Source organism: Neobacillus niacini (assembly GCF_031456445.1).
Taxonomy (GTDB): Bacteria; Bacillota; Bacilli; order Bacillales; family Cytobacillaceae; genus Neobacillus; species Neobacillus niacini_I.
Map to the genome: position 1 here is coordinate 1 of NZ_JAVDUQ010000006.1, position 14,703 is coordinate 14,703.

Consider the following 14,703-nt stretch of genomic DNA (forward strand, 5'->3'; position numbering starts at 1 on the left):
GGTGATGTTCAACGAGATTTGTATAGTGCCTTTCTAATTATGAATACAAAGGATAATCTGCGTGAAATAGATGTTGAACGAGCAAATAAAACTTGAAACAACTTCTTTGAAAAACACGAACAGGAAATGGAGCGAATGAAACATCTGAATAAGAAACAATTAAGCAGTATTGGCTTGTAAAACTACGAAACAAAAGGGTTTTGAACCGAGCCCACAGGGCGATAATGGCAGCAAAAGCTGCCTTGCCCATGAAAGTCTAAGGGAAATAGCAGAGTGGCTGATGTTAGCCGAAAACTCGTTTTCGGTCATTCAGACGAAGGCTGAATGAAAGTACCTTAGAACCTCGTGACTTCAGTCATGAGAGGTTCAGAAATCTATATCTCTGGGTATAACTCAGATTCTTATCATTGTTTTTTTCTCATCAATAAAATTAAGACTTCATATGTTAAGTTTATCACTGGCAACCTGATTTCATGAAAATCTGTACCAATTTTGTAACGAAGGTGACACCATTTCGCAACAGCTACCGTGCTGCACCTATCACTTCGGAGTATAAAATAAAGATAACACTTACAAAAAACATTGCTGTAATTCTATTCTTAAACAAGGAAGGATGCTGAAGTATGGACTATTTAGAAGTGATTTCAATCATTGAGAAAAACAAAATGAATTTAGTGAAGATGTTAGAAGAAAAGACCTTATCCAAAGAGCAAATGGATTCCATCCAACACTCGATTGATAACTATAATTATATTATAGAATTAACAGAAATGAACCACTTCGAAAGAGGAGCTTTAAATTAAGCTTTAAGCTCCTTGTTTTACATCTGTTTTTACTGTCAAAATAAAATGGCTCATTTCACTTTGGTGAAATGATCCATTTCTAATTTTCAATTTCATTAAATTAAGAGAAAGGCTTTACCTCTAAGAAGTAAAGCCTGGTTTGAAAAAAAAGTCTGGTTTATTTCCATATTGTCTTATATCCCAGTATGGACATGCACTTGATTACGTCCTTCTCGTCTTGCTGAGTACAAAGCTTTAACTGCATTATTCAAATGCTGATTTAGTGTTTCCCCTATCTCTTTCATTGTCATTTTCCTATACATTTAATAGTTGCGAAGGTAACAGAGCCCTTTTAGTACGTTTCGCTTCTTTTATTTTTGCAGCTAATTCTTATTAGAGAATATCCTTTTTCAGAGATGTTTTTACCAGGGCAATCTGTCCATTTTTAGGGACTAATTCACTGATATTTTCGTATTTTCCATCCATTTTTAAAACAACATCAGAGCTCTCCACTTTATATTCCTTAAAAGTCCAGGAAAAGAGTTGTCGTTCAACTCTTCCTTTATCCCCGATAAGAGTAAACCATCCTTGCCCAACATAAAAAGGGTTCATTAGCAGATTATTCACGATAAAAGAGATACGGGTATTTTCTTCCTCTGGTTCAAGTTTTGTCTTAAAAGAAAGCGCCAAAATAAAATAGTTTTTAAATTTATCCAATTCAAGTAATTGAAGGTGGTACCTGTCCCCCTGCTTTTGATTGAAGTCATTCAAGACCGTTTTAATACTTTTTTCCACATCAATTTCAAATTTACTGGCATCTCTCCAAGTCAACAATCGGGAATCAAAAAGGGACAGTGTCAAAATGTAATGTGCAGCAAAACTTTTTGGATTAAAACCTTCTTTCCCAACGGACTTCACATCTTCCGGTTCAACAATAAATTTTTTATATTCAGCAAAAAAATTTTCGTTCATATTCTATACCTTCCCTTCCTTCATACTTTGATGAAATGGATGATCTAAACTTGGTAATTCCGCATTTTTCTCGTAATCTTTCAATATATTGTAGATGACAGGCGAATCGTCATTGTATTTAACTATATATATTCCTCTACCAAAATCAAAAATCCTTCTTTTCCTTCCATAAATCTACATTAATTACTATTTTTAATCATAAAGTCCTATTATATTTTCTGAAAAATTATCGTAATGGGTATATAGATTAGCTTGTTAAAAGAAATTTTTAGGGGAATGAATAAGGCAAAAAAACTGTTGAAAATTTTTTGTTTCAACAGTTTTCCCATTATATTAAATGGTTTAAGTTGGTTCCAAACGATTACTTACCCAGATACTCATAATAATTCTGGGAGTGGTAGCTCCTAAATCCGCATGATTCATAGAGTCCAAGTGCATGAGCATTTTTGGCCTCAACTTCCAGAAAAATAGCCAGACCTTTTTGATCCTCCATTTTCACCACTTTTGAAAGGGCTTTTCTCCCAATTCCCTTCCCTCGTAGTTCAGGATAAATAGCAAAACCATAAATCCACGCTTCGCCATCTTTTTCATTCACACGCATTTTCCCTGCCGTTCTTCCATTGACTTCGATAATGAGCCATTGTTCACTACCGTTCTCCCTAGTCTCCCGTTGCATCTCACGTGCCTCATTTTCATGTAATCCAAAGCCCAAGACATCAAGCTGTATTTCCGCTTCCCAATCCTCATCGGATATAGAAGGTCTTAGGATTATTGCTGGGTCCTCAGATAATTCAGTGTTATGCCACTTCATTTGATATTCCGCAACAGAAAAGGTGCAGTGGATATTCTTTAAAAACCTTTTTGCCGTTTCGGAGCTGGTTGGAGCATTTAACAAAATATTTCTGACTTTTCGTTTCTTTGCTTCCTCAAGTCCCTTTTCTAGCAAATTAGTAAATATCCCTCTTCTTCGGTAATCCGGGTGAACCATTCCGCAGAGTTCCACTTTATTTCCAAAATAATAGCTTCCCAGAAATCCAACAAGCCTGCCATCTTCATAATGAAAGAAGTCATCCTTACTATTTTCTGCCCTGTTTTCAAGCATATCAAAATTCAACTTCAGATGAAATCCACCTTCTCTTTCACAAACCTCCTGAAGACCTTTAATATCAAGCAAATCTATCTCCGTTAACATTTCATTCCACTCCTTTCACAACGCTTTATTTCTATTCTCGTTAAACCCTTGCCATTCCTTCTTTTTTTGAAAAAAGTGGGATCTTGGGGTCTGACCCCCGATGCGGTAACGCGTTACTACACTGAATGCAAACCCCAATTAGTACTTTAAAACAACTTTCAATTCCAAATTGGGACCCGACCCCTGATAATTATCCTTATACGGGCAGAGGATTTACCGGCAGCCGCGAAATCATTTTGCCTGAGTATTATCAGAGTGAAAGAGGCTTCACAAGCGGTGATATTTTAAAAATAATTGAAGGGGATACAGGTAATACATCGATTACATTTGTTTACGACAAAAGGTTAGGATGGTTAAGATATGAATGAGGTGAAATTATGATTAGTGAATATTGTATATATAAAAATATGGTATACGAAGTTGAAATGAAAAATGAAAATTTAAGATTATTTAGTCATGATGTAAATGACAAAATAACAAATGGCTTTAACGAATATGTAGATGTTTTAGGAAGATTGTTCACTGGGGCTTGGTTTTTCAAATTTAAACGATTGCGAAATGAACACAAGCTGTTGTTACGCCCTGCAAGACAAATTCTGGGTTCATGACCCCGACGGAAACGAGTGGTAGTTTTTCTATACCAAAGCAGATGTTGAAAAAACAGTGAAAATACATCAGCTTGTTGCGTTAAATCCCACGATACAACAACTGCTGTTCATAAATTACAAAGGGGCTCACAGTGTGAGCCCCCTTATTGTACTCTTCCTTATTAATTCCTAGTTTCTGCGAATCGCTTAATCCGGTCGCCGATTTCATCGCGGACGCGTTGGAAGATTGCCCATTTTTCTTCTTCTGTCCCTTCTGCTTTGGCAGGATCGACAAAGCCCCAATGGACCCGTTTCACATGAGGGGGAGTTACCGGACAGTGATCTACCGCATGACCGCATAATGTGACGACTAAATTGGCATGGTTTAATATTTCGGGGTCAATGATTTCGGAAGCCTGATTAGAAATATCAATTCCTGCTTCCTTCATTGCTTTTACCGCATTCGGGTTTAGGCCATGCGCTTCAAGACCTGCACTTTTAACAGTCCATTCATCTCCCAAATATTTTTTTGCCCAGCCTTCCGCCATTTGGCTTCGGCACGAGTTGCCTGTACATAAAAAGTAGATAGTTTTATTAGACATGTGTTTTCTCCTTTATGATTCGTGTAGTAGCTTGTAAATCACGGCGGCACAGCATGCCCCTAAAATCGGTGCCAGGATATATATCCATAGATAGTCAGTATGACCTGAAACCAGTGATGGACCGATTGATCTTGCAGGGTTCATCGAGGCACCACAGATAGGACCTGCAAACATCGCTTCCAGTCCTACCGTTGCTCCAATCGCAATTCCGGCAAATTCTTTTACCGCTTTTCCATGAACAGCAGAACCAAAAATCACCAACATTAAGAAAAACGTCAGGATGAATTCCATGATGAACGATTGGAGCCCAGAACCTCTCGGCAAGGTTGCCCCGAGTGATGCTACGTTCCCAAATAGAGATAAAACCGTGGCGCTCGCTATTATTCCTGCCAGGATTTGAACCACAATGTAGAAAAGGGCTTCCCTCTTCTCTATATCCCCATGGATGAGAAACCCGAGGGTCACTGCCGGATTAAAGTGAGCACCTGAAAGGTGACCAAATGTGAAAATGAGAGCCATGACAACAAACCCGAACGTAAGGGCAACCCCTACATGGGTTAGACTTTTCGTCATTTGGTCAATGACCACGGCAGCGGTTCCAGCAAAGATGAGAAAATAGGTCCCTAAAAATTCGCTAATTAACTTTTTTTTCATGTTAATCCCCTTAACAACCGCAGCATTTTTCAATCTGTCTGATTTTTTCCGTCTGCTCCGGCACATGTGCCAAAATATCTTCGATGAGACCAAATAAATCACAATTCGAATTCAAGGAATAATACACCCACTGTCCTTTTCTTTCTTCCATCAAGATACCCGCATCCTTTAATTTTCGCAGATGCTGGCTGATAGACGGCTGACTCATCTCAAACACTTCCTGAAATTCACAGACACAGCAATCCCGCTGTTTTAGCATCGCGATAATCGTCAAACGTGTTTTATCGCCTAATAGCTTTAAGCCATTTGCTGCCCGTTCCAACTCAATTGGTGAATTTGACATACTTTTGTTTCCCTCACTTAAATTAACATATAACTATTTACTTATATAGACTATACCAAGCCTATCTCATTTTCAAGCTAAATAATTCAATCCCTATCCTCCATATTCAATAAAACGATGTTCCTCTGCTAAAGGATACAAAAAAGACAACGTCCCAAAGTGGGTGTTGCCTATTAATAAAAATATTTCGTTATTGCCTAATTAATATACATCACGCTGATAACGGCCATTTGATTGCATATCTTTTAGATACGCTTCAGCGGCATCGCGGGCCATTTCGCCTTCTTTTTCGATCACGGTAATAAGCGCTTCATGAACGTCTTTCGCCATATGTTCCTTATCACCACAAACGTAGAAGTAGGCACCCTTTTCTAACCATGCAAACAATTCTTTACCATGTTCAAGCATTTTATGCTGTACATAAACCTTTTGAGCCGTATCACGGGAGAATGCAGCATCCAGTTTTGTCAGTACCTCATCCTGCTGATATTTTTCTAACTCGTTTTGATAAAGGAAATCTGACGAAGCATGCTGGTCTCCAAAGAATAACCATGTCTGGCCTGTTGCTTTATTCACGGCACGTTCCTCGATAAAAGAACGGAATGGTGCAATGCCTGTCCCAGGGCCAACCATGATAATATCACTTTCCCCAGACTCTGGCAGATGGAAGTGTTTGTTTGGTTGAACAAATACTGGTAGCGTATCGCCTTCTTGAACACGTTCCGCGCATAAAACTGAACAAACTCCTTTACGATCGCGTCCATGAGAAGTGTAGCGGACAGCACCGATGGTTAAATGCACTTCATCGGGATGAGCGGCAATGCTGCTTGCAATAGAATAAAGCCGTGGCGGCATTTTTCTCAAAAGAGAAACGATTTCCTGAGCAGTAGCCTTCCATGGACCAAAATCACGTACCATATCCAGCAAATCACGACCATAACAATATTCTTTCAATTCGCTTGCATTTTCAACCAAGACAAGCTTTTGTAACTCTTCATTTTCAGTAAAGGCTGCTGCCTGCTGCAAAATCTTTTTATTCAGCAGTGTGATTTCAAAAAAGCTTGTGAGCGCTTCCTTCAATGGCAAAGTTTCACCTTGCTTATTAATGGTGACAACGGCTTCTTCATCCCAGTGCATTTCTTCAAGAAGGGTAGCCACAAGTTCTGGATCGTTTTCAGGAACAACACCAAGGGCATCTCCTGGGACATAAGAAAGGCCTGATCCTTCTAGTGATAACTCAATATGTCGTGTTTCTTTACTAGAGGCTTCTCCATTTAAATTTACATTTTTAAGAACCTTCGCTGGAAATGGATTCGTTCTTGAAAATGTAGGCGTAGGTTTATCCTTTTTTGCATTTTCTGCAGTAACTTGCATGATCTCTTACCTCCCAATGTTGTATATATGCTAGGATAACATATTTAATGAGAAAGCAGATATGTTTTTTCACACACAATGTTCAAAAAGTTTAATCCCGATCCTATCAAATATACTACTCTATAGAAAAAATTCATAATAATGAAAAATGAATCGTTAAAGGAACCGACAAAAAACGTTTCATTCTATTTTTTTCGATAGTGGTTCTGCTCATAATTCCTCAACATTTGAAAGCAAACCTCGTTTTTTATAAGAAAGTGACGATGAAAACTCATCATAGTCAGAAAGGAAAGAAGGAAATAATATTGAATTATACTTCATCAGGGTAAAAGACCTTGGAACAATTTCGGAAAGGTTGTGAGTGGATGAGACTTCAGATTGTACAACCTAAGAAAAACTTCAGCTACATCTTCGTTCAATTTCCAGGAATGAAAATGAACGTCCCAATGCTCTCGAGCAATAAGGGAAAGGCAGTGAAAGAAGATGTTGCTCTATGTGTCCAATTAAACTGCAATGAAAAGGTCAATCAATTGTACCTTGTGCACACAGAGAGTATAAAACCATTTGACTTCACAGATGAAGAAGTAGGTGCAACAGCCTATTATCGAGTCATCAAGAAAAAAGAAGCCTCTCCAGACTCACACACGAATGAATCCGAAGATTTCGTCACGTTTATTACCGATGAAGTGGCAGTTGTCCAAAAGAAGACAGAAACAGGATATCAATTCGTCTTGGTTCTAAATGAACGTGAAATCGGAATCGTCGCTTCGATTGAGGAAGAAGTTTTACAAACAGTGAAAGTCTCATTGACACTTCAAGAAGAAGCAAAAGTGCATAACGAAGTTAAAACTATTCATTCAAAAAATAAGATTGTCTTCCCATGGCGGGCTAAAAAGAAGATATTCGCAGGAGGTCATGCCTTTCAGGATAATGGAGTTTTTGAACCAATCCGAATTCTTTTGGAGGGCGCTAAAAGAAAAGTTGCACTATTTTCTCCTGCCGCATTAGACTTTATCGGTCCAGGTGATCAGAACCCAGTCATTTTTATTAGGAAGGGATGATGACGGGGATTATCCATAGCAAAAAAACAACTTCATACAGTATCTAATCGAAACAGAAGGATTAAAAAGGTAATCCTTTTCGATTAAATGAATTCAAAAAAATAAGGACGTGATAAAGAATATTCATTTATTGCTTGTCATAGATAAAAGGGACTTAACCAATCGGGTTAAGTCCCTTATTTCAGTTATAAAATCTCAGAAAGTATTTACATACCAAACTTTTGTAGCCGCTTATAAAACGTACTTCGTGGAATATCGAGTAATTTGGCGGCAGCCGTCACATTTCCTTTTGTTTTTCTTAAAGCCTCTAGCATTAAATCTCTTTGTATTTTTTCCCGTGCATTTAGCTTTCTTTCATCCTCCTCGGTTTCTTCCGGTTCTCTTCCTTGGGGAACAGATGGGTGGTGAATCGTTAAAATCTCAAGACCAGATTGCTGCACGGGTGACATGATATGTAATCGCTCGAGCATATTGGTTAATTCTCTAATATTCCCTGGCCATTCATAATCTTTTAATCTAGCTGATAAATCGTCCAAGTTCGGGGTGTTCCAGTTATTCATTTGACATATATAGCGTACAAGGTGTGGTATATCTTCTTTTCTTTGTCTTAGCGGCGGAACAGAGATTGGATATACATTCAAACGATAATAGAGATCCTCACGAAATTCCCCTTGTTTTACAAGCTCTGTAATGTCACGGTGAGTTGCGGTGATGATACGGACATCCACCGAAACTTCCTTCGTGCTGCCAATCGGTGTAACTTTACGCTCCTGAAGAACTCGCAATAACGCAACCTGCATCGTGTGCGGGATTTCCCCAATTTCATCTAGAAAAATCGTTCCCTTATGGGCCTGTTCAAATTTCCCTTTATACCCTTGCTTTCTTGCCCCTGTAAAGGCCCCCTCAGCATAGCCAAATAGTTCACTTTCCATTAAGTCTTTTGGGATTGCCCCGCAGTTTAAGGAAATAAAAGGTCCATTTTTTCTCGGACTGTTGTCATGGATGGCCCGGGCAATCAGTTCTTTCCCAGAACCGGTTTCTCCAGAAATATAGACCGTGGCATCCGTTGGTGCAACGAGTTTTACTTTTTGTAACGTATTCTGAAAAGCCTTACTTGTTCCACACTCTCCTTTAAAGATGAAGGGATTAGTACTTAAAAATGGAAAATTTACGTTTGGGTGATGAGCAAACTCCTTTGATAAGAAAAGGCAATTTCCGATAATTCTGTTGTCATCCTTTGAATGGAAAGGCATTTCAACCTCAATTTGGTACCTGTTATGTAACATTTCTTGAAGGTTCATTCCGATCACGTGTGGAATTTGTTCACGAACGGATTTACTTGCGGATATGACGATTTGGTTTTGATTACATACAAGGAAGAGCTGATTTGGATAGCACTCTGCCAGGTGAGAGGCTTGTTGGATAATTGCTTTTTCTACCCTATAGGAATGCTTGCATATTTCTTTTTCGATTGCATAGGCAATCGAAGTGACCATTCCAATCATAAAAGGATGGGAAAACTCAACTGGGCATGAAACATCAATGACTCCGATTAGGTTCCCATTTTCATTAAAAATAGGAGTGGCTGAGCAGCTCCATTGATGGGAAGCAACGGAGTAATGTTCAGCACCATTAATGATAACTGCCTCTTTTGTTTGTAACGCTGTCCCAATGGCGTTTGTACCGACCTCATTTTCTGTCCAGCGCACCCCTTCAACAAAATTAATTCTGCGTGCATCCATTAATGTTTTTTCGTTTCCGGTTAGAGATAGAACATATCCCTCTGGATCAACTAGCAGTGCCATCATACCAGAGTCTTTTATTGCCTGATCCATTTTATTTAAAAAAGGAGATGCTGTTTCGATAAGCAGTGAATTCTTCGCTTTTTTTGTCTGTATTTCCTCACTTGTTAATAAATGCATGCCTTTATTCAAATAGGGGTTTACCTTTTCTTTTTTACAACGGTACCAGGATTCCAAAATTCGTTTGTTCAACCGTGCTGTATCAAGAACTCCTTCTTTGACAAAACGCTTCCAAGCATCAAAATAAAAAGTAGTATTCATACAGGCTCCTTTAATCATGGTACTTTTTTTCTATTGATTTGAGATAGATTACTTTTTTTCTAGCTGAGTGAAAAAGAGTGGAAATTAGTAGGCTTTCAAAAAGAGGTAAAATAACTGTTATAATTATACAAAATTAAAAAAGCGCTTTCAATCCTACTATTGTCTTTATTTTAAAAATTCAAAAAAATAAACTTCGCGTAATCAACGCGAAGTTTATTAAATTAGTAAAATTATGCAGTGAGAATTTTATAATAAAGGGTCTACCAGTATTTTAATCTGGTTCTTATTTTTGGTTAATGCTTCAAATCCTTCGGCAACGATCTGCTCTAAAGATATTTTTTTAGTAATTAGTTCTGCTGCTTGAATTTGCCCATTGGCAATCAATTGAATAACTTGGGGAAAAATGTTTCGATAAGCTATGATACTTGTCATTTTTCTCTCAGTTAAAATAAAATTGTTCACCGGAATGCTGGCTGGTTTTTCCCAAATGCTAATATTCACAACATTACCTTCATATTTTGTTGATTCAATCGCAGTATTAATAGTCGCTTCGATTCCTGCTACCTCAAATGCAACATCCACCCCAAGTCCATTTGTATAATCTTTTATTGCTTGAACAGGATTTACTTCCAAAGGATCAATGACGATGTGTGCTCCAGCTTGTTTAGCAATGTCGCGTCGTTCTGGAGAAACCTCCACAGCCATAATTTTGCTTGCACCTGCAGCTTTAGCAGCTTGAATGACTAATAAGCCAATTGGTCCTGTACCAATAACAGCGATTGAATCCCCTATCTTCATATCGCTTTGGCGAACAGCGTGAACGGCAACAGCAGTTGGTTCAACAAGCGCTGCTTGTTCCCATGTCATATTGTCCGGTATTTTATGAACCATCTTAGAGGGCACGACACTATATTCCGAAAAACCTCCTAAGCCGCCAGAAAGACCAATGAAACCTAATTGTTCACAAACATTATAATGCCCTTTTTGGCAAGAAGCGCATTTCCCACAGCTGTAAATGGGTTCCACGCATACTCGGTCACCAACTTCAATCCCTGTTACGTTTTCCCCAACGGCTACCACCTCACCAGCAAACTCATGGCCCATGACAATCGGAGCCTTATCCCTCGATATTGGGTGTACTTCTTCTACTGGGATAAAAATGGGACCTGCTAAATATTCGTGCAAATCTGAACCGCAAATTCCACAATAAGATACTTTTATTTTCACCTGATTTTTTTCTGCCGAAGGCTCAGGAATATTTTCGACTCGAATATCTTTTTGGTTATACCAAAGAGCAGCTTTCATTTACATTCCTCCTTTTTTTACGCATGTACCGCATGCCCAACCGCACTAAGCACGGCTTCATGTACTGCTTCTGAAAGGCTTGGGTGGGCAGCGATGAAATCTCCCATTACATCCGTTGTCAATTCGGCATGAAGCATCACCGTTCCCTGTCCGATCAGTTCCGTAGCATGTGGACCGACAATCGAAATCCCAAGGATTTCCCTATATTCCGGTTCAATAAGTACCTTTACTTTTCCACTGCGTTCGTTCGCAAGCAACGCCTTCCCATTTGCAGCAAACGGAAATTCTCCTATCCGTATGTCGCCATATTGTTCTCTTGCCTGTTTTTCAGTAAGTCCTACACCTGCAATTTCTGGAGAGGTATAAATACAACGTGGGACTGCCCGGTAATTGACGTGGGCTTCCATCCCCGAAGCATTTATCGCTGCTACTGTTCCTTCATGGAAGGCTACATGGGCCAGCTGGATACCGCCGATAATATCTCCACAGGCATAGATATTCGGAATATTGGTTTGCATGTGTTCATTCACATGAATTCCTTGTCGGGAAAAATCAATTCCGATATTCTCAAGACCCAGGAAGTTTACTCTCGGCTTTCGTCCAATGGAAACCAGGACTAAATCGGCTTGTGCCTCATGTAGACCCTGATTATTTTCAAAAAGAACTTTCTTGTGATCAGAATTCAATTCTTTTAGCGCGGTCGAAGTGTAAATGGTTACATCCTCACTTTCCAACTGCTTATGTAAGACGGAGGCAACATCTTGATCTTCTCCTGGCAGCAGTTGGTCTGCCATCTCGATGATGGTCACTTTTGTTCCCAATCTGCTATAGATACTAGCAAATTCGCAGCCGATGACCCCGCCGCCAATAATCAGTATAGAGGAAGGAATGTATCGTAGTGACAAGGCCTGACCGCTATGAACTACCCATTCCCCATCAAAGGGCGCAAATGGCAGCTGTACGGGTTCTGAACCAGAAGCAATAATGATTTTGTCGGCGTGAATCTCTTCTATTCCTCCATCAGTCTCAATCTGTAGAACATGGCTTGTTACAAAGGAAGCTACTCCTTTGATGACCTTTATTTTATTTTTCTTCATTAAATATTGAATCCCTTGAACAAGTGTTGAAACGATTTTGTTTTTTCGGTTTAGGACCAACTTCCAATCCACTTCAATTTGTCCGTCTGGCAGGCGGATTCCGAAGTCCTCTGCGTGTTTCAATTGGCTGTATACTTCAACACTTTGCAATAAAGACTTTGTTGGCATACAGCCTTCATTTAAACAGGTACCTCCAAGGGGTCCTTGATCAATGATTGTCACTTCCTGCCCCTGCTGGGCCGCAGTAATTGCAGCCACGTACCCAGCAGGACCACCACCAATAATAGCGATTGATGCCATAGAAAATCCCTTCTTTCAATAAGGCTCTTTTCTTAAACGTTTTTATAGAAGCATGGTGATGGGAGCTTCTAAATATTGTTTCACCGTTTGTAAAAATGCAGCAGCTGGCGCCCCATCCAGTACACGGTGATCAAATGTCAGGCTAAGCGGCAAAATGCTCCTTCTCTCCAATTTTTCACCCAGATAAACTGGAGTGTCATTGACAGCACCTACACCAAGAATTCCTGTTTCAGGTGGATTTAACACCGGAGTAAAGTGTTCCACACCGTAGGCACCCAAATTACTAATCGTAAACGTGGAACCCTTCATATCCTCATTCGAAAGCTGTCCTTGCCGTGCCTTTTGGGCTAGCTCTTTAATGTTCCGTGACAAGTCAATAAGTGAGCTCTCATCAACATTTCGAATGACTGGAACCACTAATCCTTTTTCAAGTGCAACCGCCATACCGAGATGTACCTGTTTAAACAAGTGAATTTTATCCTCAATTAAAGCACTATTCATATCCTGATGGTTCTTAAGGGAAAGCACAACAGACCTCGCGATAAAATCAGTAACAGTTAGTTTATGACCATATTTCTTTTGAACGGTTTCAGCTGTTTGCTTTTGTAATGCAATGAGATCTGTAACATCGACCTTTATGTTAATGGTTAGCTGTGCTGATTTTTGGAGGCTATCGTGCATTCGAACTGCAATCACTTTCCGGATTCCACTAAGTGGAACCTGCTGGGTTTGTGACTTTTCTACAGGTTTCCTTTGAGGTACCACCCTTGCTTCTTTTGGCTGGTCAGCTTGAAGCCCACGTTGGGTTTTTAAGGCTTCTTGAACATCTTCCTTTGTGATTCTTCCTCCAGGACCAGTTCCTTGGATTTTCTCAATATCAAGGTTGCCTGCCTCCGCCATTTTTCTTGCCACTGGTGAAATTTTCATTCTGTCTTCAGACTTTTTAACTGCTTTTACCGAAGGAGTTTTTTCATTTTTGGAAGCTTGAGTTTCTGCTTTAGCGTTTTGAGCCGGTTCCGATGTCAACTGGGTACCAACTTCTTCACCAGGATTTCCGATATAACAAATAACGGTTCCAGGAGGTACCCCCTCCCCTTCTGGAACTTCAATTTTCAATACGGTTCCCTCTGCCGGGGATTCCACATCGATTTCAATTTTCTCTGAATTCACACTCGCAATGGGTTCTCCCTTCCCAACTGAATCCCCAACCGCTTTATTCCATAACGAAACGGTGCCTTCTTTCATGGCCATTCCCAATTTTGGCATCACGACCTCTACTGCCATGTCTATCTCTCCTTCCTGCCCATTGATTTACACTTCAAGTGGTGCACCGATTAGCTCTGATACAGTCCTTACTACTTTCTGAGCGGTAGGAAGATAAAGATCCTCCAGTGGCGGAGAAAATGGTACTGGTGTATGTGGTGCAGTGATCCGTTTGATTGGTGCATCAAGATAATCGAAACCTTTATCGGCAACAAGTGCTGCAATATCAGTGGCAATACTGCATCTTGGATTTGCTTCATCCATCACGACGAGCCGGTTTGTTTTTTCCACAGAGGAAAGAATGGTTTTTTCATCTAATGGTGACAAGCTGCGGGGATCCACAATTTCCACATCAATCCCTTTAGCAGCCAGCTGTTCAGCCGCCTCCAATGCGGTATGAACCATTTTCCCGACGGCTACAATCGTTACGTCTGAACCTTCGCGCTTGATATCTGCTTTGCCAATAGGAATGGTATAATACCCTTCTGGAACTTCACCTGTCATATTATAAAGAGTCTTATCTTCAAAGAAGATCACCGGATCGTTATCTTCAATGGCAGCAAGTAATAATCCTTTTGCCTCATAAGGTGTGGTAGGAACGACAACTTTTACACCTGGGATTGCTGTAAATAATGCATATAAACTTTGGGAATGCTGCGCAGCCGCTCTAAAGCCGGCACCGTGCATGGTCCGAATGGTCACAGGAACCTGAGCCTTTCCCCCAAACATGTAACGGAACTTAGCACCTTGATTTAAAACTTCGTCCAAACAGCTTCCAATAAAATCATTAAACATTAGCTCAGCAATGGGTCTTAAACCTGTGGAAGCAGCTGCCATCGCCGCACCCATATAACCAGCTTCGGTAATGGGTGTATCTAAAATGCGCTCCCGGCCGAATTCCTGTACCAGTCCTTTCGTTACTCCGAGGACACCACCCCAGGCATCTTCATCCTGTAAGTGGTCAACTTGCGCTCCGCCCGCTACATCCTCACCCATGAGAATGACATTTTCGTCCTTACGCATTGCCAGTTTCATAGCCTCATTGATTGCTGCAGACATACTCAATTTACTTGTCATCATTGATTCCTCCTTTTTAATGGATAAGTAA

The 14,703-nt window shown here is 40.0% G+C and carries 15 protein-coding genes and 1 pseudogene; 5 read left to right on the forward strand and 11 right to left on the reverse strand.

Going from position 1 to position 14,703, the window contains the following annotated elements; translation table 11 throughout:
• Positions 1-623: 623 nt before the first annotated feature.
• On the forward strand, positions 624-803 hold the full coding sequence (locus J2Y67_RS07740) for a DUF3896 family protein (protein WP_310172521.1): 180 nt from the start codon (positions 624-626) through the stop codon (positions 801-803).
• A gap of 372 nt (positions 804-1,175) precedes the next feature.
• Here J2Y67_RS07740 and J2Y67_RS07745 read toward each other — a convergent pair whose 3' ends face one another.
• Both J2Y67_RS07745 and J2Y67_RS07750 read right to left on the reverse strand, forming a co-directional pair.
• Positions 1,176-1,754 carry a hypothetical protein gene (locus J2Y67_RS07745; protein WP_310172523.1) on the reverse strand — a complete coding sequence of 193 codons (579 nt, stop codon included), beginning with the start codon at positions 1,752-1,754 and terminating at the stop codon, positions 1,176-1,178.
• A gap of 361 nt (positions 1,755-2,115) precedes the next feature.
• Positions 2,116-2,946, reverse strand: a complete 831-nt coding sequence (locus J2Y67_RS07750; protein WP_310172525.1) for a GNAT family N-acetyltransferase — start codon at positions 2,944-2,946, stop codon at positions 2,116-2,118.
• A gap of 125 nt (positions 2,947-3,071) precedes the next feature.
• Here J2Y67_RS07750 and J2Y67_RS07755 point away from each other — a divergent pair, with 125 nt between their 5' ends.
• The 3 genes and pseudogenes from J2Y67_RS07755 to J2Y67_RS07765 all read left to right on the forward strand — a co-directional run.
• Positions 3,072-3,314, forward strand: coding sequence for a hypothetical protein (locus J2Y67_RS07755; protein WP_310172526.1), 243 nt, complete (start codon positions 3,072-3,074; stop codon positions 3,312-3,314).
• Between the two features lie 9 nt (positions 3,315-3,323).
• Positions 3,324-3,554: a hypothetical protein gene (locus J2Y67_RS07760; protein WP_310172530.1), complete on the forward strand. Its 231-nt coding sequence runs from the start codon at positions 3,324-3,326 to the stop codon at positions 3,552-3,554.
• Positions 3,502-3,719, forward strand: a pseudogene (locus J2Y67_RS07765) (hypothetical protein); the annotation flags it as partial. The gene J2Y67_RS07760 and the pseudogene J2Y67_RS07765, both read left to right, overlap by 53 nt.
• Here the strand turns inward: J2Y67_RS07765 and arsC are convergent.
• The 4 genes from arsC to J2Y67_RS07785 all read right to left on the reverse strand — a co-directional run bounded on the left by arsC (position 3,716) and on the right by J2Y67_RS07785 (position 6,506).
• Positions 3,716-4,135 carry an arsenate reductase (thioredoxin) gene (gene arsC, locus J2Y67_RS07770; RefSeq protein WP_310172533.1) on the reverse strand — a complete coding sequence of 140 codons (420 nt, stop codon included), beginning with the start codon at positions 4,133-4,135 and terminating at the stop codon, positions 3,716-3,718. The pseudogene J2Y67_RS07765 and the gene arsC overlap by 4 nt on opposite strands.
• 12 nt (positions 4,136-4,147) lie before the next feature.
• Positions 4,148-4,789, reverse strand: coding sequence for an MIP family channel protein (locus J2Y67_RS07775; RefSeq protein WP_310172535.1), 642 nt, complete (start codon positions 4,787-4,789; stop codon positions 4,148-4,150).
• 10 nt (positions 4,790-4,799) lie between these two features.
• Positions 4,800-5,132 carry an ArsR/SmtB family transcription factor gene (locus J2Y67_RS07780; protein ID WP_310172538.1) on the reverse strand — a complete coding sequence of 111 codons (333 nt, stop codon included), beginning with the start codon at positions 5,130-5,132 and terminating at the stop codon, positions 4,800-4,802.
• 201 nt (positions 5,133-5,333) lie between these two features.
• Positions 5,334-6,506 (reverse strand): sulfite reductase subunit alpha, encoded by a 1,173-nt coding sequence (locus tag J2Y67_RS07785; RefSeq protein WP_310172541.1) that lies wholly within the window; start codon positions 6,504-6,506, stop codon positions 5,334-5,336.
• Positions 6,507-6,934: 428 nt separating this feature from the next.
• Here J2Y67_RS07785 and J2Y67_RS07790 point away from each other — a divergent pair, with 428 nt between their 5' ends.
• The gene (locus tag J2Y67_RS07790) at positions 6,935-7,567 is read left to right on the forward strand and encodes a hypothetical protein (RefSeq protein WP_310172544.1); all 633 of its coding nucleotides are present in this window, start codon (positions 6,935-6,937) and stop codon (positions 7,565-7,567) included.
• A gap of 206 nt (positions 7,568-7,773) precedes the next feature.
• Here the strand turns inward: J2Y67_RS07790 and J2Y67_RS07795 are convergent, their stop codons facing one another.
• The 5 genes from J2Y67_RS07795 to J2Y67_RS07815 all read right to left on the reverse strand — a co-directional run bounded on the left by J2Y67_RS07795 (position 7,774) and on the right by J2Y67_RS07815 (position 14,672).
• Positions 7,774-9,630: a sigma-54-dependent Fis family transcriptional regulator gene (locus J2Y67_RS07795; protein WP_310172547.1), complete on the reverse strand. Its 1,857-nt coding sequence runs from the start codon at positions 9,628-9,630 to the stop codon at positions 7,774-7,776.
• Positions 9,631-9,876: 246 nt separating this feature from the next.
• Positions 9,877-10,935 (reverse strand): 2,3-butanediol dehydrogenase, encoded by a 1,059-nt coding sequence (locus tag J2Y67_RS07800; RefSeq protein ID WP_310172550.1) that lies wholly within the window; start codon positions 10,933-10,935, stop codon positions 9,877-9,879.
• A 17-nt stretch (positions 10,936-10,952) separates the two neighbouring features.
• A complete protein-coding gene (gene lpdA, locus J2Y67_RS07805) occupies positions 10,953-12,332 on the reverse strand; it encodes a dihydrolipoyl dehydrogenase (protein ID WP_310172552.1) in 1,380 nt (459 codons plus the stop codon).
• 42 nt (positions 12,333-12,374) lie between these two features.
• Positions 12,375-13,616: a dihydrolipoamide acetyltransferase family protein gene (locus J2Y67_RS07810; protein ID WP_310172555.1), complete on the reverse strand. Its 1,242-nt coding sequence runs from the start codon at positions 13,614-13,616 to the stop codon at positions 12,375-12,377.
• A gap of 27 nt (positions 13,617-13,643) precedes the next feature.
• Positions 13,644-14,672, reverse strand: coding sequence for an alpha-ketoacid dehydrogenase subunit beta (locus J2Y67_RS07815; protein ID WP_310172557.1), 1,029 nt, complete (start codon positions 14,670-14,672; stop codon positions 13,644-13,646).
• Positions 14,673-14,703: the final 31 nt, after the last annotated feature.